Source organism: Aeromonas sp. s7(2024) (assembly GCF_040907825.1).
Lineage (GTDB): Bacteria > Pseudomonadota > Gammaproteobacteria > Enterobacterales > Aeromonadaceae > Aeromonas > Aeromonas veronii.
In genome coordinates, this window is the sequence record NZ_JBFOCM010000037.1 from 126,385 (window position 1) to 151,167 (window position 24,783).

The 24,783-nt window shown below is 56.3% G+C and carries 28 protein-coding genes, 1 other RNA gene and 1 riboswitch; of the genes, 23 read left to right on the forward strand and 6 right to left on the reverse strand.

Features of this window, described 5'->3' with window-relative positions; genetic code table 11:
- From AB5Y73_RS17205 to AB5Y73_RS17215, 3 genes are read right to left on the reverse strand one after another with little or no spacing between them, the layout of a single operon-like run.
- On the reverse strand, positions 1 to 591 hold the full coding sequence (locus tag AB5Y73_RS17205) for an SIS domain-containing protein (protein WP_118854505.1): 591 nt from the start codon (positions 589 to 591) through the stop codon (positions 1 to 3).
- A 9-nt stretch (positions 592 to 600) separates the two neighbouring features.
- Positions 601 to 993, reverse strand: coding sequence for a YraN family protein (locus tag AB5Y73_RS17210; RefSeq protein WP_118854506.1), 393 nt, complete (start codon positions 991 to 993; stop codon positions 601 to 603).
- Complete coding sequence (locus AB5Y73_RS17215) at positions 914 to 2,701, reverse strand: penicillin-binding protein activator (RefSeq protein ID WP_234829624.1); 1,788 nt, start codon at positions 2,699 to 2,701, stop codon at positions 914 to 916. The genes AB5Y73_RS17210 and AB5Y73_RS17215 overlap by 80 nt, the downstream gene beginning before the upstream one ends.
- A 199-nt stretch (positions 2,702 to 2,900) precedes the next feature.
- Between AB5Y73_RS17215 and rsmI the strand changes: the two genes are divergently transcribed.
- From rsmI to lfiJ, 16 genes are all read left to right on the forward strand, one after another.
- A complete protein-coding gene (rsmI, locus tag AB5Y73_RS17220; RefSeq protein ID WP_118854508.1) occupies positions 2,901 to 3,734 on the forward strand; it encodes a 16S rRNA (cytidine(1402)-2'-O)-methyltransferase in 834 nt (277 codons plus the stop codon).
- A 157-nt stretch (positions 3,735 to 3,891) separates the two neighbouring features.
- Positions 3,892 to 4,278, forward strand: an RNA gene (gene rnpB, locus AB5Y73_RS17225) — RNase P RNA component class A.
- A gap of 227 nt (positions 4,279 to 4,505) precedes the next feature.
- Positions 4,506 to 5,378 carry a lateral flagellar motor switch protein LfiM gene (gene lfiM / locus AB5Y73_RS17230; protein ID WP_181497028.1) on the forward strand — a complete coding sequence of 291 codons (873 nt, stop codon included), beginning with the start codon at positions 4,506 to 4,508 and terminating at the stop codon, positions 5,376 to 5,378.
- Positions 5,379 to 5,386: 8 nt separating this feature from the next.
- Positions 5,387 to 5,764 (forward strand): lateral flagellar motor switch protein LfiN, encoded by a 378-nt coding sequence (gene lfiN / locus AB5Y73_RS17235; RefSeq protein WP_019444828.1) that lies wholly within the window; start codon positions 5,387 to 5,389, stop codon positions 5,762 to 5,764.
- On the forward strand, positions 5,764 to 6,498 hold the full coding sequence (gene fliP, locus AB5Y73_RS17240; RefSeq protein WP_005336248.1) for a flagellar type III secretion system pore protein FliP: 735 nt from the start codon (positions 5,764 to 5,766) through the stop codon (positions 6,496 to 6,498). Before lfiN ends, fliP begins: the two co-directional genes overlap by 1 nt.
- A 1-nt stretch (position 6,499) precedes the next feature.
- Complete coding sequence (gene fliQ / locus AB5Y73_RS17245) at positions 6,500 to 6,769, forward strand: flagellar biosynthesis protein FliQ (protein WP_005336246.1); 270 nt, start codon at positions 6,500 to 6,502, stop codon at positions 6,767 to 6,769.
- Positions 6,766 to 7,548 carry a lateral flagellar biosynthetic protein LfiR gene (gene lfiR, locus AB5Y73_RS17250; protein ID WP_005336245.1) on the forward strand — a complete coding sequence of 261 codons (783 nt, stop codon included), beginning with the start codon at positions 6,766 to 6,768 and terminating at the stop codon, positions 7,546 to 7,548. The genes fliQ and lfiR overlap by 4 nt, the downstream gene beginning before the upstream one ends.
- A complete protein-coding gene (flhB, locus tag AB5Y73_RS17255; RefSeq protein WP_118854509.1) occupies positions 7,545 to 8,681 on the forward strand; it encodes a flagellar biosynthesis protein FlhB in 1,137 nt (378 codons plus the stop codon). Before lfiR ends, flhB begins: the two co-directional genes overlap by 4 nt.
- 3 nt (positions 8,682 to 8,684) lie before the next feature.
- The gene (lfhA, locus tag AB5Y73_RS17260; RefSeq protein ID WP_118854510.1) at positions 8,685 to 10,760 is read left to right on the forward strand and encodes a lateral flagellar biosynthesis protein LfhA; all 2,076 of its coding nucleotides are present in this window, start codon (positions 8,685 to 8,687) and stop codon (positions 10,758 to 10,760) included.
- 174 nt (positions 10,761 to 10,934) lie between these two features.
- Positions 10,935 to 11,022, forward strand: a riboswitch (cyclic di-GMP riboswitch).
- 135 nt (positions 11,023 to 11,157) lie between these two features.
- Positions 11,158 to 12,543: a lateral flagellar response regulator transcription factor LafK gene (gene lafK / locus AB5Y73_RS17265; RefSeq protein ID WP_103251692.1), complete on the forward strand. Its 1,386-nt coding sequence runs from the start codon at positions 11,158 to 11,160 to the stop codon at positions 12,541 to 12,543.
- Positions 12,544 to 12,546: 3 nt separating this feature from the next.
- The gene (gene lfiE, locus AB5Y73_RS17270; protein ID WP_005336241.1) at positions 12,547 to 12,873 is read left to right on the forward strand and encodes a lateral flagellar hook-basal body complex protein LfiE; all 327 of its coding nucleotides are present in this window, start codon (positions 12,547 to 12,549) and stop codon (positions 12,871 to 12,873) included.
- A 17-nt stretch (positions 12,874 to 12,890) separates the two neighbouring features.
- Complete coding sequence (fliFL, locus tag AB5Y73_RS17275; RefSeq protein ID WP_181497715.1) at positions 12,891 to 14,633, forward strand: lateral flagellar M-ring protein FliFL; 1,743 nt, start codon at positions 12,891 to 12,893, stop codon at positions 14,631 to 14,633.
- Positions 14,620 to 15,648 carry a lateral flagellar motor switch protein FliGL gene (gene fliGL, locus AB5Y73_RS17280; protein WP_005336238.1) on the forward strand — a complete coding sequence of 343 codons (1,029 nt, stop codon included), beginning with the start codon at positions 14,620 to 14,622 and terminating at the stop codon, positions 15,646 to 15,648. The genes fliFL and fliGL overlap by 14 nt, the downstream gene beginning before the upstream one ends.
- Before the next feature lie 12 nt (positions 15,649 to 15,660).
- Positions 15,661 to 16,353, forward strand: a complete 693-nt coding sequence (gene lfiH, locus AB5Y73_RS17285; protein ID WP_005336232.1) for a lateral flagellar assembly protein FliH — start codon at positions 15,661 to 15,663, stop codon at positions 16,351 to 16,353.
- Positions 16,346 to 17,677 carry a lateral flagellar FliI-like assembly ATPase LfiI gene (gene lfiI / locus AB5Y73_RS17290; protein WP_103251690.1) on the forward strand — a complete coding sequence of 444 codons (1,332 nt, stop codon included), beginning with the start codon at positions 16,346 to 16,348 and terminating at the stop codon, positions 17,675 to 17,677. The genes lfiH and lfiI overlap by 8 nt, the downstream gene beginning before the upstream one ends.
- Positions 17,678 to 17,686: 9 nt before the next feature.
- A complete protein-coding gene (gene lfiJ / locus AB5Y73_RS17295) occupies positions 17,687 to 18,100 on the forward strand; it encodes a lateral flagellar protein LfiJ (RefSeq protein WP_005336226.1) in 414 nt (137 codons plus the stop codon).
- Positions 18,101 to 18,109: 9 nt separating this feature from the next.
- Here lfiJ and AB5Y73_RS17300 read toward each other — a convergent pair whose 3' ends face one another.
- From AB5Y73_RS17300 to flgA, 3 genes are all read right to left on the reverse strand, one after another.
- Positions 18,110 to 18,553: a flagellar protein FlgN gene (locus tag AB5Y73_RS17300; RefSeq protein ID WP_279499383.1), complete on the reverse strand. Its 444-nt coding sequence runs from the start codon at positions 18,551 to 18,553 to the stop codon at positions 18,110 to 18,112.
- Complete coding sequence (gene flgM / locus AB5Y73_RS17305; RefSeq protein WP_005336222.1) at positions 18,550 to 18,825, reverse strand: flagellar biosynthesis anti-sigma factor FlgM; 276 nt, start codon at positions 18,823 to 18,825, stop codon at positions 18,550 to 18,552. The genes AB5Y73_RS17300 and flgM overlap by 4 nt, the downstream gene beginning before the upstream one ends.
- A 76-nt stretch (positions 18,826 to 18,901) precedes the next feature.
- Positions 18,902 to 19,702 carry a flagellar basal body P-ring formation chaperone FlgA gene (gene flgA, locus AB5Y73_RS17310; RefSeq protein WP_279499384.1) on the reverse strand — a complete coding sequence of 267 codons (801 nt, stop codon included), beginning with the start codon at positions 19,700 to 19,702 and terminating at the stop codon, positions 18,902 to 18,904.
- A 50-nt stretch (positions 19,703 to 19,752) separates the two neighbouring features.
- Between flgA and lfgB the strand changes: the two genes are divergently transcribed.
- The 7 genes from lfgB (at position 19,753) to flgH (ending at position 24,775) form a co-directional block, all read left to right on the forward strand.
- Positions 19,753 to 20,142, forward strand: coding sequence for a lateral flagellar basal body rod protein LfgB (gene lfgB, locus AB5Y73_RS17315; RefSeq protein ID WP_019444816.1), 390 nt, complete (start codon positions 19,753 to 19,755; stop codon positions 20,140 to 20,142).
- Between the two features lie 2 nt (positions 20,143 to 20,144).
- Complete coding sequence (gene flgCL / locus AB5Y73_RS17320; RefSeq protein ID WP_040068871.1) at positions 20,145 to 20,570, forward strand: lateral flagellar basal body rod protein FlgCL; 426 nt, start codon at positions 20,145 to 20,147, stop codon at positions 20,568 to 20,570.
- Between the two features lie 3 nt (positions 20,571 to 20,573).
- Positions 20,574 to 21,281, forward strand: coding sequence for a flagellar hook assembly protein FlgD (locus AB5Y73_RS17325; protein WP_279499385.1), 708 nt, complete (start codon positions 20,574 to 20,576; stop codon positions 21,279 to 21,281).
- Between the two features lie 18 nt (positions 21,282 to 21,299).
- The gene (flgEL, locus tag AB5Y73_RS17330; RefSeq protein ID WP_265781767.1) at positions 21,300 to 22,496 is read left to right on the forward strand and encodes a lateral flagellar hook protein FlgEL; all 1,197 of its coding nucleotides are present in this window, start codon (positions 21,300 to 21,302) and stop codon (positions 22,494 to 22,496) included.
- A 9-nt stretch (positions 22,497 to 22,505) separates the two neighbouring features.
- Entirely contained in the window at positions 22,506 to 23,240 is a 735-nt protein-coding gene (lfgF, locus tag AB5Y73_RS17335; protein ID WP_265781768.1) for a lateral flagellar basal-body rod protein LfgF, read from the forward strand.
- A 78-nt stretch (positions 23,241 to 23,318) separates the two neighbouring features.
- Positions 23,319 to 24,104 carry a lateral flagellar basal-body rod protein LfgG gene (gene lfgG / locus AB5Y73_RS17340; RefSeq protein ID WP_265781769.1) on the forward strand — a complete coding sequence of 262 codons (786 nt, stop codon included), beginning with the start codon at positions 23,319 to 23,321 and terminating at the stop codon, positions 24,102 to 24,104.
- On the forward strand, positions 24,104 to 24,775 hold the full coding sequence (gene flgH / locus AB5Y73_RS17345) for a flagellar basal body L-ring protein FlgH (protein ID WP_040068881.1): 672 nt from the start codon (positions 24,104 to 24,106) through the stop codon (positions 24,773 to 24,775). Before lfgG ends, flgH begins: the two co-directional genes overlap by 1 nt.
- Positions 24,776 to 24,783: the final 8 nt, after the last annotated feature.

A 24,783-nucleotide genomic window follows, 5' to 3' on the forward strand; every position in this document is an offset into this window, starting at 1 on the left:
TCAATCTTCCTGTTGCGGGAAAAGTGTCTGGTCGATGAGATCACACAGGCAGTGCAGGGTCAACAGGTTCACTTCCAGAATGCGAGGGCGACGGGCGGAGGGAACACGGATCTCCACATCGTTTGGGCCGAGCAGACCTGCCATTTCGCCACCGTCACCCCCGCTCAGCACCACTATGGTCATGTCGCGGGAGAGGGCAGCCTCGGCGGCCTTGATCAGGCTGCGGCTGTGGCCGGAGGTGGTGATGACCACCAGAATGTCGCCAGGCTGGCCCAGCGCGCGGATCTGCTTGGAGTAGACCTCTTCAAAACCGTGGTCGGTGGCGATGGCGCTGATGGTTGCCATGTCCGGGGTCAGGGCCATGCCGGGCAGGGAGGGGCGCTGGGTCTCGTAGCAGTTGACCAGCTCGGAGATAAACAGTTGCGCCAGTGCGGCAGAAGGACCGTTACCGCATGCCAGCACCTTGTGGCCATTGAGCAGGCAGATGGTGATCATCTGGGCTGCAGTATGGATGGCATCCGGCAACGCCTCGGCGGCGGCTATCTTGGTCTGGATGCTTTCGGTGTAGTTCTCTTTGATGCGGTCAGTCATAGGGTCCTCTTAAAATGCGTTCTGGATCCAGGCTGGTTGGTCGCCCTCGAACGCAATCACATCGAATCGGCAGGCCTGATTGGCCTCGTTGATGGCATGTTGCTTCAAATAGTGGCGCGCTGCCAGCATGATCTTGTGCTGTTTGCTGCGGGTGACCGAGCTGGCGGCCCCGCCATGGCTGCCGGTGGCCCGGTAGCGCACCTCAACAAACACCAGGGTCTGGCCCTGGTGCATGATGAGATCAATTTCACCGCCACGACAGCGGTAGTTGCGAGCTACCGGTTGCAGGCCCCGAGCCTGCAACCAGCGTTCAGCGACTTGTTCAAAGTGCTGTCCCTTGCTCGTTGGTGAGGGGAACAGGTTCGGCAACTGCTGGCGTATCCGTTTCCATAGTTCCTTCATTGGAGGGCTCCTCCAGTTGCTGAACGGCGTTCTCGTCGACCAGTTTGCCGTTCTGGTAAGTACCCCAGCTCAGCATCCGCACGATATTGCCCTGGGCATCCACGCTCAGCTGACCGCTCATGCCGGCCTGCTGCATGCCACCCACCTTGCGCATCTGCTGCAGGTTCTCAGCCAGGCTGACGGCATCGTAGCCCATGGCAAACAGACGCAACAGGTCACCCTGAGTCTGCGGCCAGAGCAGGGCGATTTGCTCGCGCTGTTTCTCGTAGCCACCCAGCAGCAGCGGCATATCGGCGATATGCATGCCGTTGAGCTCGGAGGCGACCTCGGTTGCGGCGCTGTCGTAGCCACGGGAGCTGGTGTAGATGGGCAGGCTGCCCATCGGATTGACCGAGATATCAACGTAGGGCTTGATCATCCGGGTTTCCAGGCTGTTGGCCACCACATAAACGGCATCGATGCTGCGCGGTGCGGCATCAGAGAGTTGCACCACTTCACCAGCTCGGGCGGTAGAACGGCCGCTCAGGGCATTCTTGACCATCCCCTGCACTTCGTTGCGGGCACCGAAGGTGGCAACGACCGGCTTATCCTGGCTCAGGGTGGCCCAGCTCTGCTCGAACGCTTTGATACTGCTGTAACCGATCCGCCCCTGAGCGGCAATCAGCAGCGGTTTGCGGTAGCCCTGGGTGTAGAGGTACTGGGCTGCCTGCGCGGCATCTGCGGCGGCAGAGAGGGAGAAGTAGTAGGTGGTGTCGTTGACGACCGGCTTGTCCAGCTCGTTGAGCGCCAGTACCGGCACGGTCGGATTGGCCTTGAGCAGCTCCTCGACCCGGTCTTTCAGCAGCGGGCCGATGATCATGTCCGCCCCTTCCTGAATCGCCTGCTTGTAAAGCTCGCCGGTCGACTTGCTCTGGGTGTCGTAGAAGTTCAGAGTGAATTGCCCCTGATTTTCCTTATAAGACATCAGCATACCGTTACGGATGGCGGCACCCTGCGGCTCCAGATTGCCGGAGAGGGGCAGCAGCACAGCGATCTGTTGCACCGAGGTGCTGGCAGTGGCCGCCAGATCGCCCAATCCTGCCGGCATATCCTTCTGGGCTGGATGGTTGGGGAAGTCGCGCTTCCAGCCTGCCAGCTGGCGGGCCAGCAAGTTCGGCTGGGCGCCAAACTCGTTGACCAGTGCCGCCAGTCGTAGCCAGCCGGTGGTCACATCAGGGGCCGGAGCCTCTTCCAGCGCTTGCAGGGTGGAGGGGGTCATGCTTTTGAGTAACGACCAGATCTGCTGATGGTTGGTCGCCTGCTCGCTCTGATTGAGGTAGGGCTCCAGTGCAATCAACGACTTGGCTGCGCCAAACTTGTTGTTGATGTCGAGCTGCAGCACTACGCGCTGGCGATACCAATCCTTCTGGGTATCGGCATCCAGCGCCACCTCGGGTTTGCCTTCCAGCAGGATCAGCGCCTGATTGGCGTGGCCTTGCGCCAGCAACAGATGGGCTTGCAGCAGTTGCAACTGCGCCTTCTGAACGGGATCCTTGGCCTGCTTCTGCAATTGCTGGAACAGTGCCGAGGCCGGTTTGGCCTGGCCCAGCGCCAGATAGCTGCGTGCCGCCAGCATCTGCCAAGTAAAGGCTTCGGCCGGCTTGGCCGGGTCCACCTGCTCAAGATACCACTGGGCATTCTTGGTCAGATTGGAGAACGCTGAGGGCATGCCTGACTGCCCTGACGGTTGATTGGGCTCCGACGCACAGGCGGCGAGCAGTACTGCCGCGAGTATGATGCCGAAGAGTCGTGATACACTTAGCTGCTTTGTAACCCGGTTCAAGTTCATTCCCCGACCAGTGTTGAAGTTCCCCATAGTGTAAACGGGCCAATATGGCGACACAATTGTCGGGGCACTCGGAGATCCCATGAGTGACATCCCAACCCTGTATATAGTCCCCACTCCGATCGGCAATCTGGCGGACATCACCCAGCGTGCATTGGACATTTTACGCAGTGTCGATCTGGTGGCAGCTGAAGATACCCGTCATACCGGTATCCTGCTCAGCCACTACCAAATCTCGGTGCCGACCTTCGCCCTGCACGATCACAACGAGCAGCAGAAAGCCGATGTGCTGATCGGCCGGATCAAAGAGGGTAAGAGTGTTGCGCTGGTCTCCGATGCCGGCACCCCGCTCATCAGCGACCCCGGTTATCACTTGGTCACCCGCTGTCGTGAAGCCGGGGTCAAAGTGGTGCCGCTGCCTGGGCCCTGTGCCGCCATTACCGCCCTGAGCGCGGCCGGTCTGCCCACTGATCGCTTTGCCTTTGAAGGCTTCCTGCCCGCTAAGAGCAAGGGGCGTGACGATCGCCTGCAAGCCGTTATCGAAGATACCCGTTCGCTGGTGTTTTACGAATCTCCGCGCCGTGTGCAGGATACAGTGGAAGCGATTGCTCGCATTCTCGGTGAGCGTCAGGTGGTAGTTTGCCGCGAGTTGACCAAGACCTTCGAGTCGATCCACGGTCTGCCAGCCTCTGAAATGCTGGCCTGGCTTGGTGAAGATGACAACCGCTGCCGCGGCGAGATCGTGCTGGTGGTTGCCGGTGCCAGTAAAGAGGAAGAGGAGCTGCCGGCCGAGGCGATCCGCACTCTGGGTCTGCTGGTTGCCGAGCTGCCGCTCAAAAAAGCAGCAGCGCTAACCGCCGAGATCCACGGCGTGAAGAAGAATGCCCTCTACAAGTACGGTCTCGAGCACTATTGAGCCGATGAAATAGTCTGGCAGACTGCTTTTTGACCTGTGCAATCCCTTGTATCGACAATTAGTCAGCCTGTAAACGGGGGCCAAAGCGCGATAAATGGCTGTAAACGGGAATTGCCGGTTTACCCCGTGCGTATCGCAAGGCTATAATTCGCGCCTCGGAGTTGGCTGGGCAATCGCTGCTTCGTCGTTGTGTCCCTCGGGACAGACGGGCGGAGGGGAGGAAAGTCCGGGCTTCACAGGGCAGGGTGCCAGGTAACGCCTGGGGGGCGTGAGCCTACGACCAGTGCAACAGAGAGCAGACCGCCGATGGCCCGCAAGGGATCAGGTAAGGGTGAAAGGGTGCGGTAAGAGCGCACCGCGCGACTGGCAACAGTTCGTGGCACGGTAAACTCCACCCGAAGCAAGACCAAATAGGCCCCTATTGGCGCGGCCCGCGTTGGGGGCGGGTAGGTTGCTTGAGCCAGCGAGCGATTGCTGGCCTAGAGGAATGATTGCTACCCGGGGAAACCCGGTACAGAACCCGGCTTACAGGCCGACTCCGACCTCATTCCGCGTGAACCGTCACGCTAAAATCCCGGTGCCTAACGGCACCGGGATTTTTATTATTCACGCCGAGATGCACCGCATGGCGGCTTTCTGGAATTTGTAATAAAGTTCTCACCCTTTTTGGTCGATATACGTCGGCTGGACTGTCTGTATCTATCACACTGCTGGCCTGATGAGCGACCCTGTGGCAATAAGGCGAGATGAAATGGTTAAGGTGGATTATTAATGTCATCAAGCAGCGCAATGCTCACACCTTCCCGGCTGCTTAGCGCAGAACGTGGCAGAACCCTGCCTCATTATGATCTGTTGGGTGTCGAGCGGCTTAATCACGCCCGCTTGAAGCAGGTCAATGGCCAGTTGAGCACATTTTCCCTGCAAGCTGCGAGTTGTATGGCCCAGCTGTTCAATAGTGCGGAGTGCGAACTGAATTATGGCGAGTTCGCCTTTTCCGGTCCGGCAGAGATAGATGACGCTCATATCTGGGTCGAAGCGAGAAGTCCGCTTGAACCACAGCGCGCCGTCTATTTCTCGATCGCACCTTTGGTCATCTATCGTCTTGCGGTCCTCTTTTTCGGCGGCACCTTGCAGCAAAAAGAGGAGCATGTTCAGTCTGGCAAAGGGTTGACCGATACCGAACAGCGGCTGTTATTGCGGCTTTGCCAGTATCAGGTTGATATCTGGTGTGCTTGTCTGGGGTTGGGGGATTTGAAGTGGCAGTTGCATGTCGTGCCGCGTGATTCCATCGCCCACCGTCAGCTCTGGACCACACAGGCAACCCTGCAGGCAGGTAACTGCACGCATCACTGGCAGATGTGGCTGCTTCCCCCCGAAGAGTCCATTTCTCAGGTCAGTCATTCCCTGCCGGAAGGTCAGCTGGAACAGGCTCTGACTCATGTCCCGGTTCGTCTGCGGGTGGTGATGGGCCAATTGTCCATGACGCTGGCAGACCTTGAGTGTCTCAAGGTGGGTGATGTGCTGTCACTCGATTTGCCTGAGGTGGTGCCAGCATTGATTGGCAGCCGTCCCTGCTTCAGTGGACGAATCGCAGAACACAAAGGCAGCCTGGTCTATCAGGTTGCGACGGTTGTAGAGGAGTAAATTGAATCATGAGCGAGCACAATATGAATGATCCGCTGGATCTGGATGGACTGGATCAACTGTTTGGTGACGACATCAGTATGCCTAGCGCCGCAGACTACTTGGCCCCCACCAGTAGCAGCAAACAACGGGATCTCTCCTTCTTTCGCCAGATCCCGGTCAAGGTGACGCTGGAAGTGGCCAGTACCGAAGTGCCGCTCGGCGATTTGATGCGCGTCGAGGAGGGGGCTGTCATTGAGCTGGACAAGCTGGCAGGTGAACCGCTGGATGTGCGGGTGAATGGCCGTCTGCTTGCCAAGGGCGAAGTCGTCGTCGTGAATGGCAAATATGGTCTGCGCCTGGTTGATGTCATCGATACCAACCTGCTGGGTGGCATGGACGACTGATGCGCTATCTGCTGCTGACGCTGCTGTTATTTTCGCTGCCCGGCTGGGGGGCGGACATGACCCTGTTCTCGGTATCGCCAGGCGCTTCAGGGGGCGAGGACTACAACATCAAGTTGCAGATCCTCTTCTTCATGACCCTGTTGGGTCTGCTTCCGACCTTGTTACTGATGATGACCAGTTTTACCCGGATCATCATCGTGCTGGCCATATTGAGACAGGCACTTGGCCTGCAGCAGAGCCCTCCCAACCGGGTGCTGATCGGCATCAGCCTCATCCTGACTGTGGTGATTATGCGTCCGGTCTGGACGGACATGTATCAGAATGCCTTTGTCCCTTATGACCAGAATGAAATAACCCTGTCAGAGGGGATCGCCAAGGCAGAAAAACCCCTGCGCAAATTCATGCTGGCCCAGACCCGTGAGCCGGATCTGGAGCAGATGCTGCGCATCTCTGGCGAACCAACAACGGTCGCCAAAGAGGATGTGCCTTTCGGGGTGCTGTTGCCTGCGTTTGTATTGAGTGAGTTGAATACCGCATTTCAGATTGGCTTTATGCTGTTCATTCCCTTTCTGGTGATCGATTTGGTGGTCGCCAGCGTCTTGATGGCGATGGGGATGATGATGCTCTCCCCGCTGATCATCTCGTTACCCTTCAAACTGATGGTGTTTGTGCTGGTCGATGGCTGGTCGATGACCGTCGGCACCTTGGCCGCCAGCTTTGGTGGGGGAGGCTGATATGACCCCTGAGCAGAGCGTTGCCCTGGTTGGTGGCGCGGTCAATCTGGTGGTGACCATGGTCTCGGTGCTGATTGTACCGGGCCTGATCGTAGGTTTGGTGGTCAGTATTTTTCAGGCGGCCACCCAGATCCAGGAGCAGACGCTCAGTTTTCTTCCCCGTTTTATCGTGACTCTGATGACCCTTATCTTTACGGGTAACTGGCTGTTGTCGCAGATCACCACTTTGTTTCAGGATCTTTTTCTTAAAATCCCCGGGTTTATCGGATGAATTCGCTGCTGTCCCTCAGTGCTGCTGACCTGACCGCATGGTTGGGACAGTGGTGGTGGCCGTTTATCCGGATCGGCATGGCATTCTGGGTGATGCCGGTCTTTGGGGATACCCGGGTGCCTGCGCAAGTTCGCCTGATGCTGGCGTTCATCATCAGCCTGCTGCTCGCCCCCATGATGAAGGATATGCCGGTTGTCGATCCTTTTAGTGCCGGTGCGCTGGTCCTGGCGGTGGAGCAGCTGCTGTTTGGTTTGCTGTTTGGTCTGTGTGTCCAGTTGCTCTATATGGTGATGACCACTGCGGGGCAGATCCTCTCCATGCAGATGGGGCTCGCGATGGCGGTGATGAATGATCCGGTCAACGGGGATTCTGCCCCCATCATCAGTCAGGTCATGATGGTGTTTTGCGCCTTGCTCTTTCTGGGGCTGAATGGCCACCTGGTGGTACTGGATATTCTGGTGCAGAGTCTGCGTAGCTGGCCGCCGGGTTCATCTCTGGATCTGATCGATATGAAAGGTGTGATCGGGTTGTTTGGCTGGTCTATCGGTGCCGCCCTGTTGCTGACGTTGCCTGCCGTTGTTGCCATGTTGATGGTTAACCTGACCTTCGGGGTGATGAACCGGACCGCCCCTTCGCTCAATATATTCTCCCTCGGTTTTCCCATGACCCTGTTGCTCGGGTTGCTCACCATGGCGCTCTCCATCAGTGGTGTGCCCTCCCGTTATCTGGATTTGGTGACCCATGTGCTTGAACAGCTGCGAGGCTTGACCCCGGCATGAGTCAGAACAGCGCACAGGACAAAACCGAAGAGGCCTCCAGCCAGAAACGCCAGAAAGCGAGAGATGAGGGGCAGATCGCCCGCTCAAAAGAGCTCAGTTCTGCCGGTTTGCTGCTGCTTGGCGGGTTGGTGATGCAGTGGATGGTGCCGGGGTTTGGCCAGTTCTTTGCCGAGTTGATGAAGCGTCCGCAGCGTTTTGACTGGCAAGGTGCCCGTGACCCGCAGATGATGATCCATTGGTTGGGTGAAGCGCTCATAAACATGCTGTGGGTGCTGCTGCCCCTGTTTGGTTTTCTGGCTCTGATGCTGGTGTTGCTCGGCATAGTGCCGGGCGGTATGGCGCTGACCTGGAAAAAGCTGCTACCCAGTGGCGAGAAGATGAACCCTTTGAAGGGGTTGGGGCGGATGTTCTCCAAGAACAGCCTGATGGAGTTGCTGAAGTCACTGCTCAAGGTGACGCTGATCGGCGGCACGCTGGCGTTGATGTTAAATCATCAATGGCCTTCCTTGTTGATGATGAACCGGATGCCCCCTCAGGCGGCCCTCGAACAGGCGCTACGGATCCTCTCCCAGGCATTTATTCTGCTGGGGAGCGTACAGATGCTGATTGCCGTGCTGGATGTGCCCTATCAGCGCTGGTCGCTTAACAAGCAACTCAGGATGACCAAACAAGAGGTCAAGGATGAGCACAAGAACAGCGAAGGGCGTCCCGAGATCAAGGCCAAAATCCGCCAGGTACAGGGAATGCTTGCTCGTGCGCGTATTGAGCAGCGGGTACCGCAGGCAGATGTGATTATCGTTAACCCGACCCATTATGCGGTGGCCATAAAATATGATGCGACTCGTGCCAATGCCCCTTTCGTGATTGCCAAAGGGGTCGACAGTATGGCCGAGCGGATCCGTCAGGTTGCCAAGCAGCATGACAAAATGGTGATGAGCTTGCCCGAGTTGACGCGAGCCATCTATCACTCGACCAAGGTGGATCAGGAAGTCCCCGCAGGGCTGTACACGGCAGTTGCCTATGTATTGAACCATGTATTGCAGTTAAGGGCGTATGAGGCAGGCAAGGGGAGGAAACCGACCCCTCTTGCCCCGTTATATGTACCGCCCGAGTTACGTCAACCTGAGAGGTAAGTTGTGAACTGGCGTGTATTCACCCAATCCTATACCGCAATTCCGCTGATGTTATTGGCCATTCTGGCCATGATGATCCTGCCTCTGCCCGGTTGGCTGCTGGATGCGCTCTTTACCTTCAACATCGTGTTGGCGGTTCTGGTGTTGCTGGTATCCGTCTCGGCCCGCAGACCACTCGATTTCTCGGTATTCCCAACCGTGTTGCTGGTGGCCACCTTGATGCGACTGTCGCTGAACGTGGCCTCTACCCGGGTGGTGTTGCTGCACGGTCACGAAGGGCATGAAGCAGCCGGTAAGGTCATCCAGGCATTCGGTGAAGTCGTGATCGGTGGCAACTATGTCGTCGGTCTGGTGGTCTTCGTGATCTTGATGATCATCAACTTTGTGGTGATCACCAAGGGTGGTGAGCGGATTTCGGAAGTATCCGCCCGCTTCACTCTGGATGCTATGCCCGGCAAGCAGATGGCCATCGATGCCGACTTGAATGCCGGCACCATGGATCAGCATCAGGCCAGGGCTCGCCGTGAGGAGATCGCACGAGAAGCAGACTTCTATGGTGCAATGGATGGTGCTTCCAAGTTCGTTCGTGGTGACGCGATAGCTGGCATGTTGGTGCTGATCATCAACCTGGTGGGTGGGTTGGCCATCGGTATCTTCCAGCATGCCTTGCCCGTCGCGGAGGCCTTCCAGCGCTATGCACTGCTGACCATTGGTGATGGTCTGGTTGCCCAGATCCCGTCCCTGCTGATGTCGACTGCTGCGGCTATTATCGTGACTCGGGTCAGCGATGAGGGTGAGATGGCTGATCAGGTAGGTCAGCAGATCCTGGCATCGCCTCGCGTTATCTATACCTCTGCAACCATCATGCTGATCCTGGGTCTGGTGCCCGGGATGCCGATGCTCGCATTCCTCAGTTTCGCAGCTGTACTGGCCTGGACTGGCTGGAGTGTCAGCAAACGAGCCGTCAATGTGCCGGATCTGGATGCAGCGCAAGAGCTGACTCGTCAAATGATTCAGCCTGAACAGCAGGCACTGGAGTGGCAGGATTTGCCGCCAGTCGATACAGTCGCTATCGAGCTTGGTTATCGTCTGGTGCCATTGGCTGAAACGGATAAAGGGGCTGAACTGCTTGCACGAGTGCGCGGGATCCGCAAAACCCTCTCCGAGCAGTACGGTTTTCTGCTCCCCGAGATTCGGGTGCGCGACAATCTGCAGTTGCAGCCGGATCAGTACCGGATCAAGTTGTCCGGTGTCGCGTTGGCGATGGGGAACGTGGATTGCCAGCGCTTGATGGCCATCAGCAGTGGTGAGACTTATGGCGCGCTAGATGGCGAGTTGACCCAGGACCCGGCCTACGGCATGAGTGCGGTCTGGATCTCCCCGGAGCAAAAGGCCAAGGCCCTTAATCTTGGTTACTCGGTGGTAGATTCGGCCACCGTGATTGCCACTCACGCCAGCAAGCTGTTGCGTGAACAACTTGATGCACTGTTTGGTCACGATGAAGTGGGCAAACTGGGCCAATATCTCGCCAGTCAGTCACCCCGGTTGGCTGAAGAGCTCAATCTGGCGCTTACCCAGATGCAGCAATTGAGAGTGTTTCGGCAACTGCTAAAGGACCAGGTCAGTCTTACCGATATACGAACCGTTGCCACGACGCTGCTGGATGCGAGCGAGTTGACCAAAGACCCTGTCTTGCTGGCATCCGATGTGCGCTGTGCCTTGAAGCGCCAGATTGTGCGGCAGGCTATTGGTAATCGCGATGTGTTGGCCACCTTTACGCTGGATGAGCGCCTTGAGCAGACCTTGCTGGCTGCAATGAATCAGTCACAACAGCAGGGCAAAATCCAGCTGGACAGCTTTCCGGTTGATCCACAATTGCTGGCCCAATTGCAGCAAAATATGCCGTTGGTGAAGGAGCAGTTGCAGCAGTTGGGACATGCCCCCGTATTGGTTGTTATGCCGCAACTGAGACCGCTTATGGCCCGTTATGCCCGGTCATTTGCAAAAGGCCTCAAAGTGCTTTCCTACAATGAGATACCTGAAGAGCTACGGGTGGAGGTAATTGGTACACTTGGTTAATTACTGTTGGATAAATATCCTGAAGGGAAGTGTTTTTTCCGCCCCTGCTTGAATTGCCGTATGAATACTATATGATGTGGCGAAAATTGACGCAGCAATGTGTGAAAGTTAAATAACAAAAACAATATTAATTGTGTTGCCACACGCTTAGCCCATCAGGCTGGGCGTGTTATCACATTGTAAGGGCAAACTGAACTGAAAAGTCAGGACGCAAAGCCTCCGGTCTAACAGCAGGAAAGCTAATGACAGCGGGGTTACCAAGGTGAGTTTGGATACAATTCCGTTACCATCTAGATACAAATTGCACTTTTGTAAGTGCGAATTTGTATTTCTCCTTTGTGTCTGATAATTCAGCTCTATTGATTGTTCTATCCACAATCACAGGTGTCGGACGTCTATGTCTTCGGGATTACCAATAAATACAACAATCGGGTTGTGTGGCGATAGCTTGGCTGGGCCCCATATATTATTGATTCAGCCGCTAATAGTTGCCGAAAATGAGGTTGAAAAAATCCTATCCAAGGAAGGCATCAGGGTATCAAGCGTTAATTCTGTTAAACAATCAAAGGGCATTATTGCTGATGGTAATGTCAATTTGATCCTGCTCGATATGGATGCTATGACCGAGCTTGGGCCGCGTATTCTGCGTGAATTCGAAGGACTTGATTGTGTCATCATGGTCAATGAGCACCAGGCCACCATTGCTGCGGAAGCTATGTGTGCCGGGGCTGTTGACTATATTGTCAAACCCTTCTGCCCCCAGCAATTGCTCGATGCTGTCCGTGGTGCTCTACGCCTTCGTCAGGCGATCCCCAATCTTATCGCTGTGTCGCCCATGAGCCTGCAGGTCTTGCAACTGGCCCGACGAGCAGCCAAAACCTCTGCCACCATTCTGATCGGTGGTGAGTCAGGAACCGGTAAAGAACGGTTGGCCCGTTATATTCACGAAATGTCTGCCAGAACGGAAAAACCATTTCTGGCGATTAATTGTGCAGCAATTCCTGAGGCAATGCTTGAGTCAATTCTTTTTGGCCACAATAAAGGTGCATTTACCGGTGCTGTTTCTGCCCAGCCCGGAAAATTTGAGTTGGCTCAGGGGGGGACCCTGTTGCTGGATGAAATATCAGAGCTTCCTTTGAACCTGCAGGCTAAATTATTACGGGTGCTGCAAGAAAAAGAAGTTGAGCGACTTGGCAGCAATCAAACGATTGCTCTTGATGTTCGAATCATTGCCGCCAGCAATAAAGATCTGCGCAAACTGGTTGCATGTGGGCTATTTCGTGAAGACCTTTTCTATCGTCTTGATGTATTGCCAATGAATTGGCCTGCATTACGTGAACGTCCTGAGGATATTATTCCGCTGGCCAACTACTTTATTGAGCGTTATGCGTCCCAACAGGGCTATCGCCTGAGTGAACGTGCCTGTCAGTTGTTGCTGTCATATGAATGGCCAGGAAATGTACGAGAGCTGGATAATGTCATTCAACGGTCATTAATAATGGCGCGTGGTTTGCATATACAGTCCGTCGATTTGATGTTGCCAAATTGTATTCTTCCCGAAGAAACAGTCGCAGCAGACACGTGGCATGCTCCCGAGGGGTTAAGTGAAACCAGGCGGCATGCCGAGTTCCAATTTGTATTAGAGACCTTGCGCCGCTTTCGTGGCCATCGTACCCGCACAGCCGATGCACTGGGCATGACAACCCGGGCATTGCGCTACAAGCTTGCGGCGATGCGTGAGCAAGGCATTGATATTGAACAGCAGATTCAAGCAGAGGGATAAAGAGTGAAGATTCAGATGATGTCATCACAGGTGACGCTACTGCAGCAGATGCAGGAGATGCAGCGTGTCGCAAGTCAGACCCCTTCTATCGAATCCAATGATCTGTCGGGAGCATCATTTACCGATGCCATGCGGGATGTGGTCGGGCGTGTCAATGAACAGCAGAATGTCGCGTCAAAATTAATGGCATCGGTTGATGCTGGGCAGAGCGATGATCTGGTGGGCGCCATGGTGGCGAGTCAAAAAGCCGGCTTGAGTTTTTCAGCCTTGATGCAGGTTCGCAACAAGCTGATGACCGGTTTTGACGACATTATGCGCATGCCGCTCTGAGGTAACAGATGACTGAACTGGTAACGTCTCCTCAGGGGGCAGCCCCTGATTCGCTCAAAATCAGGCTACAAGAGGGATTACGCAACTGGCGTACCCTCTCCCGTGACAACAAATCGATCCTGACCATTGCTCTGCTGGCTGCCATTGTGGCAGGCACCATAGTCGTTATCCTGTGGACCTCCAGCAAAAACTATGTACCCCTGTATGGCAAACAGGAGCTATACGATACCGCCAACATCATGGAGATGCTGGAGAAAGAGCAGGTGCCTTTCCGTCTGGAAAAGAGTACTGGTCAGGTACTGGTTCCTGAAAACCAGCTTGCTCATGTCCGGATGGCGCTTGCTGCACGAGGGGTGCGTGCAGCCATGCCGTCTGGTCTGGAAGGGCTGGACAACGTAACCGGACTGGGTACCAGCGAATTTATGGAAGGGGCGCGTTATCGTCATGCCCTGGAAGGGGAGCTGGCCCGTACCATCATAGCCCTCGATGCCGTGCGCAGTGCCCGCGTTCATCTGGCTATTCCGAAACGCACGTTGTTCGTGGGGCGCGATGAGGAGAAACCCAGCGCATCGGTAATGCTCGATATGCAACCGGGCCAATCCATCGAAGCGGGTCAGGTCGAGGCGATTGCCAACCTGGTAGCAGGTAGTATCTCCGGAATGAAGCCCGGTGCCGTCACTGTGGTTGATCAATCCGGCCAGTTGCTCAGCGCAGAGCTGGGGGACAAGGTCGGTTTTGGCAAGCAGAGCGTTCAACAGATGGAGTATGTCCGCAAGCTGGAACAATACATTCGTCAGCGTGCCAATGACATGCTCTATCCCATGCTGGGCAGCACCAATTTCAAGGTGCAGATTGCGGCAGACGTTAACTTCAACGCTGTCGAAGAGACCCAGCAGCAGCTCGATCCGCAAGGTGTGGTGACTCGCGAGTCCAACAAGTCAGACAAGACCATCGATGCGTTGGCGATGGGGATCCCGGGGGCGTTATCCAACCGCCCGCCTGAAACGGCGGCAAAAGATGAAAAGGCTGGTGCTGACAAAGGCAATGCCAATACCGCGACACAACAGAATGACACTCGTACCGAGCGTCAGGAAGTCAGCAAGCAGTACGAAAACAGTCGCACCATAGTGCACACCCGTTACCAGCAGGGACGTCTGGAACGAATTAACGTATCCATTCTGCTTAACCAGCAGATTGCTCCGAAAGGTGGCTGGAGTGCCGAGCAATTGGAACAGATCCGTCAGATGGTAGAGCGTGCAGTCGGTTTCGATGAGTCACGTGGCGATCAAATTAGTCTGCAGGCCTTCGATTTCAATGGTGCAGTACAAGTAGCCGCTCCCGAATCCAGTTGGTGGGAGACCCCTTACTGGCAAGACTCCCTGCGTTATCTGGTCGGTGGTTTGCTTGGCCTGACACTGGTCTTCTTCGGTATTCGGCCGTTGGTGAAACATCTGGTTCGCACCCAACAGCAGCCGGATATGGAAATGAGTGAGACTGAGGAAGATCTGGAGCCCACTGTCGGATTGTCCATGCGCAGGGATGACGATGATCCCCAGCTGACGTCTGCACTTTCAAATAGTCTGATCCGTACTGACAACAAGATGGAGCCCCAGTTCTCGTCACTCGATATGGAGTCGTTGCCGGAACCGGGATCCGAGCTGGAGGTTCAGCTCAAGCATTTGCAGTTGCTGGTTGAAAAAGATACCGCCCGGGTGGCGGAGGTTGTCAGAGCATGGGTGAGTGGCAATGAACAGCGTTAACTTGAATCAGAGTGCCGTTGATATCGATATCGACAACCTCGAGAAGGCCGCCATCTTGTTGCTGAGCATGGGGACCGAGTCTGCTGCCAAGGTAATGCAAAAGCTCTCCCGTGACGAGGTGCAGCGTTTGATTTCCAAGATGGCCTCTCTCTCTGGCGTCAGCTCGATGGAAGCCAAGTGGACGTTGCAGCAGTTCTTCAATCACTACCGTGAGCAGAGCGGAATTGGCAGTGCCTCACGGGAGTATCTGGAACAGACGCTGGATCTTGCTCTGGGGCAACGACTCTCCCGTAGTTTGCTCGACAGTCTGTACGGCGATGTGATGAGCCAGGATATCCAGCGCCTGCAGTGGGTGCCTGCCGATGTGCTTGCCCGTTTCTTCCGCAACGAGCATCCCCAGATGCAGGCTGTGCTGCTGGCCTTCCTGCCGCCCCAGACCGCATCAGCCGTGCTTGATGCCTTGCCCGGCTCGGTGCATGACGATTTGCTGGTGCGCGTCGCCAGTCTCAGCAGTGTCAGTGAACATGTGCTGGGCGAACTCAGGCTGACACTGGATCGCTGTCTCACCTACGTTGCAGATCAATCCGGTGCCAAGGTAAACGGGGTGCGCCAGGTAGCCGATATTCTCAACCGTTATCAGGGGGACAAGGAGCAGATGCTCTCCCTGTTGCGCGAACACGACGGTGACATGGCGCTGGAGATCGAGAAGAACATGTTTGATTTCATGGCGTTGCGCCGTCAGAGCGACGACACCTTGCAACGTTTGGTGCAGGAGCTGCCCAGCGAATTGCTGGCATTGGCTCTCAAGAACACCGAAACCAGCTTCCGCAAGGTGGTGTTGGGTGCCATGCCGAAGCGGATGGCTCAGGCGCTGGACGATCAGATCCAGAACCAGGGCAGTGTCTCTTTGCGCAAGGTCGAGCAGGCAAGGGAAGAGGTCATGCAACTGGTCCGCGAGTTGGTGGAGCAGGGCGAGATCGAGTTTCAGCTGTTCGAAGAGCCCACCGTCAGTTAACAGGAGGTATTCATGAGTCACAATGTGCGCAAATTGATGCCTGGGGCGACCCGTCTGTATCGTTTCCCTGCGCTCGGTCAGAGTGGGGAAGAGGCCCGGAGTCAGCAAGAACAGTTTGAATTCGGCTATCAGCAGGGGCTGGAGCAAGGTCATGACGAAGGTTATCAGGCCGGCTATCAGCAAGGGCTGACCAGCGGCCTGCAGGAAGGCGAGAGCACCGGTTTGCAACAAGGGCAAACTCGCGGGTTTGCTCAGGGCCTTTCGGAGGGACGCGCTGCCTTCGAACAGGCAATGGTGCCGTTTGCCAAGCTGCAAGAGCAGTGGGAGTCACTGAGCCGGGCCCGGATGGCCGAGCAGAAAGAGCTGATTGCCCAGCTGGTAGCGCAGGTTGCTAAACGAGTCATCATGGCGGAGTTTACCCTCAATCCGCAGCAGGTGATGAATCAGGTCGAGCAGGCGTTGGCTACCTTGCCGAGTGAGTCGGAAGAGCTGGTGATCTACCTCAACGAGGGAGACCGGCAGCGACTCGCCGAGCAGGGGGTGACTCGCTGCGAAGGGTGGCCATTGCAAGTTGATGCAGCACTTGGGGTAGGCGATGCCCGTATCGAAACGCGCGCTGCCGTCGTCGAGGTAAGCACCAGCTCCCGTCTGGCAACCTGCATCGAACAGCTCAACAGCTCGCTGGACGTGCCGCAAGATGCATGAAGCCTTGCAGCAGGCACTGACCAGTGCGCTGGATAATCTTGATGAACTGCCCGCGTTTCGTCGTTTTGGCCGGTTGGTGCGAGTGACCGGCTTGACTCTCGAGGTTGTCGGCTGTCAACTGGTGATGGGGCAGCGTTGTCGTGTCAGCACGGCAAGTGGAGCTCCTCTGTCGGCCGAGGTGGTCGGTTTTAACCGGGATATCTCTTACCTGATGCCGCTGCAGCCGATGAGTGGCCTCTTCGCGGGGGCTCAGGTCGAACCGATCGATGGAGAAGAAACTGTTCGGCTTGGTCGTCATCTGCTGGGGCGGGTACTCGATGGACTGCTGCAGCCCCTCGACGGGCAGCCGTTACCCGATGTTGGTGACAGTGTCCCCCTGTTTGCTCTTCCCCCCAATCCGCTATTGCGAACCCCGGTACGTGAACCGCTGGATGTCGGTATCCGCGCCATCAATGGCCTGCTGACGGTTGGCAAGGGCCAGCGTTTGGGGCTGTTCGCCGGCTCGGGGGTCGGCAAGAGTATGTTGCTGGGCATGATGACCCGCAATACCGCAGCCCGGATTGTGGTGGTGGGACTGATTGGTGAGCGGGGCCGTGAGGTGCGCGAATTCATCGAACACAGTCTGGGGGCCGATGGTCTGGCTCGCGCCGTGGTCATTGCGGCGCCAGCGGATCAATCTCCCCTGATGCGGTTGCGAGCGGCCCAGCTATGCCACCGGATTGCCGAGTATTTCCGTGAGCAGGGGCAGGATGTGCTGCTGCTGATGGATTCGCTGACCCGCTATGCCCAGGCACAGCGGGAAATTGCGCTGGCTATCGGTGAACCTCCTGCCACCAGAGGGTATCCACCCTCGGTATTCAGCATGCTGACCCAGCTGGTGGAGCGAGCCGGTAACGGCACGCATCCGGATGGCAGTCTGAGTGCTTTCTACACCGTGCTGGCGGAAGGGGATGACCAGCAGGATCCGGTGGTCGATGCGGCGCGCGCCATTCTCGATGGCCATATCGTGTTGACCCGTCGTCTTGCGGAAGAGGGCCACTATCCTGCCATCGATATCGGTGCCTCGGTGAGTCGGGTCATGCCACAAGTCGTGCCTGCCGAATGGCAAAAGCTGGCGGTCACCTTGCGCCAGCTGTGGGGACGCTATCAGCAGGTGCGTGAACTGCTGCCACTGGGTGGTTATCAACCCGGGGCCGATCCGCAGATGGATGAAGCTGTTCAGCGTTATCCGGGGATTGCGGCATTTCTGCAGCAAGGCTTGCATGAAGAGATGGCTTTTGAACAGGTGATGGTTGGTCTCAAGCAGGTGCTGGGGCAGGGATAAGGATTCGTTATGCTGAAGTCTTATCTGGGGTTGCAACAGGAAGAGCTGGAAAATCTTGGCGCCGAGCGTCGACGCTTGCGGGAGCTGGCGTTGCGGGAAGAGCAGCGAGCACACAAATTGCAGGAAGTGATCTCCTCGCTGCGGCCCGGTTCCGACAAGTTTCACCCTTTGCTATGGCAAAACAAGCAACAGATGGATGGCCAGTTGCGCCGTTTGCTCTCCCATCAGGTGCAGCAATCTGCGCTGGCCAGACTGGATCTGGAGCGCCACGAAGGGGAACTTGTCCGGCAGTTCGGGCGGGTCAAGGGGCTGGAGCTATTGCTGGCACGACGTGATGATGTTGCTCGCCAGCAGCAGGAGAGGCGGGATCAGCTACAGCTGGACGAGCTGGCGAGTTTGCGTCACCTGACCCGCAAAGAGTAAGGCGGAAGGTTAATCCGTAATGCTGTCCGGGTCGCGATAACCTGAATCTTGTCCCAACAGCGAATGAATCGTCTCCATCTGACCTGCCAGCAGGCGGCCATTGAGATCATTCTGGCGCAGACACTGATGCAGCAGCTGTTCAAGCTGTTGCCATTGATTGGCTACCGTGGTGCGCAGGGGAAGTGGCAGCTTGGCTATCAGGGTGGCCATCCCCTTCTCATCTGGTTTGAGGCCCAATGTCTGCAGCTGCTGGCAGCGTAACTTTGCCTGTTGTGTCACCTTGGCCATCAGTGCTGTCTGCTGCTCGTTATGGGCTTGCAGGCCATCGACATCATGGCTTGCCAGCAGTGAATGTTGGCGCAGCAACAGGGCGGTGAGTTCGGTATAGTGGCCGTAATCCTGCTGGATCCCGAGGATCAATGCCTTGACGGTGGCCTTGGTATCCACGCTCATCGGCGATGCATATCCAGAATGGCCTGACCCAGCGCATCCAGATCGATCTCCAGCTTGCCTTCACTGATGGCTTTGCGGATCTCGTTGACCTTGTCCATGTCGACGTCGGATGTGGTGGCCAGCTGGCTGCGGGCGTTGGCTACTGACTGCGCTGTGCTGCTGATCCGTGCTTCGGATGACTGTGCGGACCTGGTTTCCGGCTTGGTCGTTACATCCGGTTTGCGGCCAGGCTGGTTTTGAATATAGAGCGAGTCAGTACGGGTAATTTTCATAACATAAATTCCTGATGGTCTGTTTATGACAAGCGACCCAAGGCTTGTCGAACTTGAATCAAATTGCGATCTTGGTTCAAAAACGGGTTTCAACTTCCCCTATATCAGTCACCCATGCCTGTATCTGCTTGCCAGAGCTAAGATTTTTCACTCTGATCCCGTCGCCTATTCCGCCATTATCGAGGGCCTCCCCTCTGGTTGTGGCGGAGAACTCACCTTTCCCTGCGCGGATCAGTACCCCTTCCCCCTGTTTGACCGCCCAACTCTTTTGTAAGTCCAGCTCACCGATGAGTTGTCCGCTTCTCAGATGCCGGTTGCTTTTATGGCCCAGCAGGGAGTGATTGCTCGGGGTGAACCCGCGCTGTATGCGGCTGACATCCAACTCTTTCTCCACCAGATCGCTGGCGCTGATGCCCTGACCTTTTGCGATATCCCGTGCAGCAACCCAGACCGGCAACAGTAGCGAGACCTCTACCCGCCCGCGCACTTGCCAGGCGGGATCTGTGCATTCGATGAGATAGGGGCGTCGTCCCCAGGGTTGCCGATACTGGCCACCTGCTTGTAACGAGAGGGAATGTGAGGGACAGGGAGGAAGGTGCTCGGCGGAAGGGGCAAGCCAGACCCGAAACTCCCCTGAGGCTGCGGGCCATCCCTGCTGGGTGATGTAGTCATCAAGACTCTGGCGGGCATCTTGTTCAAGCAACTGTTCAAGCATGGCGCTTTGCACCTGCGGGGCACCGTGCGCGAATGCGCTCAGCAGTAGCCAGAGGATGCCGCTCCATTTCCACACGGGAAGTCGCACTTCCTCATTTTTCATCTGCTTGCGGCGGATGGTGCATGGTAACCGCTTGAAACTAGGTATCTTCATGGTTGGCATGAGTCTTGATAAGGGTAACCCCGGTCTGAGTGAACGATAAAGGATGAAGCATGAGTATCTCATTTGACAGCGCCCTCGGCGTACACCCTTATGCCCTCGATGTCAGGGCGGAGCGGGCGCGTATTCTGGCGGGAAATCTGGCCAACGTGGATACACCGGGCTACCTGGCTCGGGATGTCGATTATAAGACGATTCTGGGCCGTGTCGCGCAGCAAGTTGCTGCGGGCGAGGAGAGTCAGGCCATCAGCCAGGGCGCCATGCGTGACGATATGCGTCACCCCCTCTATCGCATTCCTTATCAGGTCTCCATGGATGGCAATACCGCCGAATTGGGGGTTGAGCAGGGCAAATTTGCCAACAACGCCACCGATTTCCAGACCAGTCTCACTTTCCTCAATATGAAGATTACCGGGATCGCCAAGGCGATCGAGGGCCGTTAACCATGTCGTTTAACAAGATTTATGACATCGCCGGCAGTGCCATGCGAGCCCAGACCGTGCGGCTGGATACCGTTGCCTCCAACCTGGCCAACGTGGATAGCGCGGCCGCCAGTGAAGACGCCGCGTTTCGAGCCATCAAGCCGGTTTTTTCCACTCTCTATCAGAAGATTCAGGATGCCGATGGCCTCGGCGCTGCATCGGTGCAAGTGGCGGGTATCGTGCAGTCCGACCGTCAGGTAGAGAAACGGCTGGAGCCGACCAACCCGATGGCCGATCAGGATGGTTTTGTCTACTACTCCAACGTCAACGTGGTGGAAGAGATGGCTGACATGATGAGCGCCTCTCGTGGTTTTGAAACCTCGGTGGAGGTGATCAACCGCATTAACAGCATGCAACAGGGGCTGTTGCGTCTTGGTCAGGGAGTCTAAGTCATGAGTTTGCCACAGATCAGTAGCCTGGATACGGCGCGCGGTACAACACAGACCAATACCGATCCCAAGATCGCCAGCAATGGCAGCGGTGCTGCTCAGGATGTGCAAGCCAACCAAAATGGTGGCATGCAACTGCGCAATGAATTTCTGCAGATGATGGTGGCGCAGATCCAGAACCAGGATCCCACCAACCCGCTTGATGGTGCCCAGTACGTGGCTCAGCTTGCCCAGTTCAGCATGGTTGAAGGGGTCGAAGGGCTGAAGAAGCTCCAGCTCCAGAGCAATACCAAGATGGATACCCAGCAGGTGTTGCAGAGTACCGCTTTGGTCGACAAAGAGGTCATGGTGCCTAGCAAAACCCTCAAGCAGCAGCAAGAGCACAAAATCCGCGGTCAGATAGAGTTGCAAGGTGCGGCGGAACAGGTGGATCTCAAGGTATATGACCAGCATGGCGTGCTGGTAGCGAGCAAGAGCTGGGGTGACAGCAAGGCGGGTGGGCTGGATTATGAATTGCCCCCTCTTCCAGCCGGGGAGTACCGCTTTGAGGTCAAGGCCTCGGCAGGCAAGACCCTGGTGGGGGCCAAAAATTATGTGGCGAGCAAGGTGGAACGTGTTGCCTTGCCCGGTACGGGAGAAATCATGCTGCAGGTTGCCGGTGTGGGCGATGTCCCGCTCTTCAGTGCAATCCAGTTCGGCAAATCAGCGTAATCAGAGAGGAGCGACACTGTGTCTTTCAGTATCGGATTGAGCGGCCTGCGCGCCGTAAACCAGGAATTGAGCGTTATCAGTAACAACGTTGCTAACGCCAGTACCGCAGGCTTCAAATCCAGCCGTGCCGAGTTTGCTGCCATCTATGGTGGTGGTCAGGCTGGCGGTGTCGAGATGAACAACGTCTCCCAGAACTTTGATCGCAACGGTGATGTGATGCGCACCGGGCGCGGGTTGGATCTGGCGATTTCTGGCAGTGGTTTCTTCGTGCTGAAAGATGGCAGCGGACAAACCTCCTACACCAGAGCGGGCATGTTCCAGCGTGATAGCGGTAACTACCTGACCACGGCGAGTGGTACCCGTCTGCAGGGTTATACCACGGATGACGCCGGCAAACTGCAATCCGGTGTGGTCGGGGATATTCAGGTCAAGGCGGGCAGCCTGCCAGCCAAGCCATCAGACAAGCTGGAGTTTGTGGCAAACCTGAAGGCTAATGCCACAGAGATTGATACCAAACCACCTTACGATTTTGATCCTAAGAAATCGGAAACTTTCAGTTATTCACAGTCCAGTAAGGTTTATGACTCTCTGGGCACAGAACATACCTTGACCCAGTATTTTGTCAAAACAGCCCCTAATGAGTGGGATGTGCATTACTCCTTCAACGGTAAACGGGAGGATGGGGTAGTTAATAAGATGGTATTCAATAAAAACGGTACATTGGAGTCAAAACCATTTCCTAATCTCGTTCTGAAGCCGGATGGCGCTACAGAAATATCACTTAAGCTGGACATGGGGCGTGTCAGCCAGTATGCCTCTGACTTCAACGCAACTCGCAACCAATCCAACGGTTATACCGCAGGTGACCTGACCGGTGTACGGGTTGATGCCGATGGCGGTGTCTATGCCACCTTTACCAACGGTCAGAGCCTGTTGCAGGGCCAGGTCGTGATGGCGAACTTCACCAATCCCAATGGTCTGCTGCAGACCAACAACACCACTTGGCAACAGTCGTTCAGTTCCGGCCAGCCGGTATTGGGCGCACCGGGAACCGGCACCATGGGCAAGCTGACCGCCGGGGCCTATGAGAGCTCAAACGTGGATCTGACCGGTGAACTGGTAAGCCTGATGACTTCTCAGCGTAACTATCAGGCCAACGCCAAGACCATCAGTTCCGCTGACAAGATGACCCAGGTTCTGTTCAATTCCTTCTAAGGGTAACCCGTGGAAAAGCTTATCTACACCGCCATGTCCGGGGCGCAGCATACCCTGATGGCCCAGCAAATCCGGGCCAATAACCTGGCCAACGTCAATACCGCCGGTTTTCGGGCTGACTTTGAGCGGGTTTCTGCTTATGCCCTGACGGGCGATGGTTACCAGAGCCGGGTAATGGCCCGAGAAGAGATGGCAGGTACCAACTTCAAAGCTGGCCCTCTGATGCAGACCGGTCGCAAGCTGGATGTGGCGATTCGTGGCGAGGGTTTTCTGGCGGTGCAGACGCCTGATGGCAAAGAGGCTTATACCCGCGCTGGTAATCTGGAGGCCGATGCCGACGGGCTGTTGACCCTCAATGGTCGGCCGGTGCTGGGGGAGGGTGGCGAGCTGGTGCTGCCCGCTTATCGTGACATCAGTTTCGGCAAGGATGGCACCCTGAGCATCACTCCTCCGGGTGGTGGCGCCCGGCTCGATGTTGGCCGCCTGAAGCTGGTCAATCCTGATCCGGCTGAGCTGGTAAAAGGCCACGATGGCCTGTTCCGGATGCGCCAGGGGGGGGATGCCGAAAGTAGCGAGCAGGTGGTAATGGCATCCGGCTTTCTGGAAGGGGCCAACGTCAATGCCGTGGAAGAGCTGGTCAGCAGTATGTCATTGACCCGCAATTTCGAACTGCAGGTCAAGTTGATGAAAGCGGCGGATGATCAGGCTCGTCAAGGGGCCAAATTGATTTCCGGTCAGGGTTGAGATTGACGGTATCGGGCTGATGTCCGGTATCTGGCCACTCCTTTATGGATTGGGCTTGATGAACAAGGTGGAATAACAATGCACGCAGCATTATGGGTCAGTAAAACAGGTCTGTCGGCACAAGATGCCAAGATGGCCAGTATCTCCAACAACCTGGCTAACGTGAACACGGTCGGTTTCAAGCGCGATCGAGTGGCGTTTGAAGATCTCTTTTATCAGGTGCAGCGCCAGCCGGGTGCTCAGCAAGATCAGCAGAATCTGGCGCCTATCGGCATTCAGATGGGTAATGGTGTGCGGGTGGTGGGTACCCAAAAAGTTTTTACTGAGGGAAAATTCGAGAATACCAACCAGGAGCTGGATATGGCGGTGGTTGGTGCCGGTTTCTTCGGCGTCGAGCGCCCGGATGGTGAGACGGCCTATACCCGTAATGGCCAATGGCATCGCAATGCCGAGGGGCTGCTGGTTAACGCGGATGGTTTGCCCATGGTGCCGCAGATCCAGATCCCCGATAACGCCACCAAGATCTCCATTGGTACGGATGGTACCGTCAGTGCATCTTTGCCCGGTCAGCAAGAGAACGTCGAGCTGGGCCGTATCACCCTGACCAACTTCTCCAACCCGGCCGGTCTGGAAGCGCTTGGTGGCAACCTCTACCGTGCAACCGGCGCGTCCGGTGAGCCCATTGAAGGTGTACCGGGTGAAGAGGCGATGGGGGCTGTCAAGCAATTCACGCTGGAGAGCTCCAACGTGAACGTGGTCGAGGAGATGGTCGACATGATCACGACTCAGCGGGCTTACGAGATGAATGCCAAGGTGGTCTCTTCCGCCGACCAGATGCTCAAGTTTGTCACTCAGGCACTGTAATGATGAAGTCGATGCTGCGTTATATCTGGTTGGTATTGTTGCTGGGCGGCTGTGCCACCTATGAGCTGCAGGCACCCGAGCCGGGTGACGAGAAATGGGCACCATCCCGTCCCAAGGTGACCGCGACTGCGCAGGGCGAAGATGGTGGCCTCTATCGTGGCAACTACATGATGACCCTTTTTCAGGATCGGCGTGCTTACCGTGTTGGTGACATTCTCACCGTGGTGCTGGAAGAGCGTACCCAGTCGAGCAAGAAAGCCAATACCAGCATGAGCAAAAACAGCAGCATGAATGTGCCGGCACCCTCTATTGGCGGTAAACTGCGCCCCGACTGGGGGGCCGCCCTCAGTGCGGATCGGGATTTTGATGGCGGTGCGACCTCCAGCCAGCAAAATACCCTGGCAGGTTCCATAACCGTGACTGTCGCGGAAGTGATGCCCAACGGTGTGTTGGGGATCCGCGGTGAAAAGTGGATCCGCCTCAATCAGGGGGATGAGTATATCCGCTTGGGCGGTATGGTGCGGGTCGAGGATATTGATCAGAGCAACCGTATCTCGTCCCAGCGCATTGCCGATGCCCGCATCACCTATGCCGGTCGTGGAGCCCTTGCAGACAGTAACCAGATGGGGTGGCTGGGCCGCTTCTTTAGCTCGGCGTTTGCGCCATTTTGAGGAATCAC

What these genes read in the sequence shown, in the direction of transcription:
- lfiH (WP_005336232.1), top strand. Translation starts at nt 15,661, where the DNA reads ATGAGTCACAATGTGCGCAAATTGATGCCTGGGGCGACCCGTCTGTAT.
- lfiR (WP_005336245.1), top strand. Translation starts at nt 6,766, where the DNA reads ATGAATTCGCTGCTGTCCCTCAGTGCTGCTGACCTGACCGCATGGTTG.
- AB5Y73_RS17325 (WP_279499385.1), top strand. Translation starts at nt 20,574, where the DNA reads ATGAGTTTGCCACAGATCAGTAGCCTGGATACGGCGCGCGGTACAACA.
- lfiJ (WP_005336226.1), top strand. Translation starts at nt 17,687, where the DNA reads ATGCTGAAGTCTTATCTGGGGTTGCAACAGGAAGAGCTGGAAAATCTT.
- lfiM (WP_181497028.1), top strand. Translation starts at nt 4,506, where the DNA reads ATGTCATCAAGCAGCGCAATGCTCACACCTTCCCGGCTGCTTAGCGCA.
- AB5Y73_RS17205 (WP_118854505.1), bottom strand. Translation starts at nt 591, where the DNA reads ATGACTGACCGCATCAAAGAGAACTACACCGAAAGCATCCAGACCAAG.
- flgCL (WP_040068871.1), top strand. Translation starts at nt 20,145, where the DNA reads ATGTCGTTTAACAAGATTTATGACATCGCCGGCAGTGCCATGCGAGCC.
- AB5Y73_RS17300 (WP_279499383.1), bottom strand. Translation starts at nt 18,553, where the DNA reads ATGAGCGTGGATACCAAGGCCACCGTCAAGGCATTGATCCTCGGGATC.
- fliP (WP_005336248.1), top strand. Translation starts at nt 5,764, where the DNA reads ATGCGCTATCTGCTGCTGACGCTGCTGTTATTTTCGCTGCCCGGCTGG.
- AB5Y73_RS17210 (WP_118854506.1), bottom strand. Translation starts at nt 993, where the DNA reads ATGAAGGAACTATGGAAACGGATACGCCAGCAGTTGCCGAACCTGTTC.
- fliQ (WP_005336246.1), top strand. Translation starts at nt 6,500, where the DNA reads ATGACCCCTGAGCAGAGCGTTGCCCTGGTTGGTGGCGCGGTCAATCTG.
- flgM (WP_005336222.1), bottom strand. Translation starts at nt 18,825, where the DNA reads ATGAAAATTACCCGTACTGACTCGCTCTATATTCAAAACCAGCCTGGC.
- flhB (WP_118854509.1), top strand. Translation starts at nt 7,545, where the DNA reads ATGAGTCAGAACAGCGCACAGGACAAAACCGAAGAGGCCTCCAGCCAG.
- lafK (WP_103251692.1), top strand. Translation starts at nt 11,158, where the DNA reads ATGTCTTCGGGATTACCAATAAATACAACAATCGGGTTGTGTGGCGAT.
- lfiI (WP_103251690.1), top strand. Translation starts at nt 16,346, where the DNA reads ATGCATGAAGCCTTGCAGCAGGCACTGACCAGTGCGCTGGATAATCTT.
- lfgG (WP_265781769.1), top strand. Translation starts at nt 23,319, where the DNA reads ATGCACGCAGCATTATGGGTCAGTAAAACAGGTCTGTCGGCACAAGAT.
- fliGL (WP_005336238.1), top strand. Translation starts at nt 14,620, where the DNA reads ATGAACAGCGTTAACTTGAATCAGAGTGCCGTTGATATCGATATCGAC.
- flgH (WP_040068881.1), top strand. Translation starts at nt 24,104, where the DNA reads ATGATGAAGTCGATGCTGCGTTATATCTGGTTGGTATTGTTGCTGGGC.
- flgA (WP_279499384.1), bottom strand. Translation starts at nt 19,702, where the DNA reads ATGCCAACCATGAAGATACCTAGTTTCAAGCGGTTACCATGCACCATC.
- AB5Y73_RS17215 (WP_234829624.1), bottom strand. Translation starts at nt 2,701, where the DNA reads ATGCCCTCAGCGTTCTCCAATCTGACCAAGAATGCCCAGTGGTATCTT.
- lfiN (WP_019444828.1), top strand. Translation starts at nt 5,387, where the DNA reads ATGAGCGAGCACAATATGAATGATCCGCTGGATCTGGATGGACTGGAT.
- lfgB (WP_019444816.1), top strand. Translation starts at nt 19,753, where the DNA reads ATGAGTATCTCATTTGACAGCGCCCTCGGCGTACACCCTTATGCCCTC.
- rsmI (WP_118854508.1), top strand. Translation starts at nt 2,901, where the DNA reads ATGAGTGACATCCCAACCCTGTATATAGTCCCCACTCCGATCGGCAAT.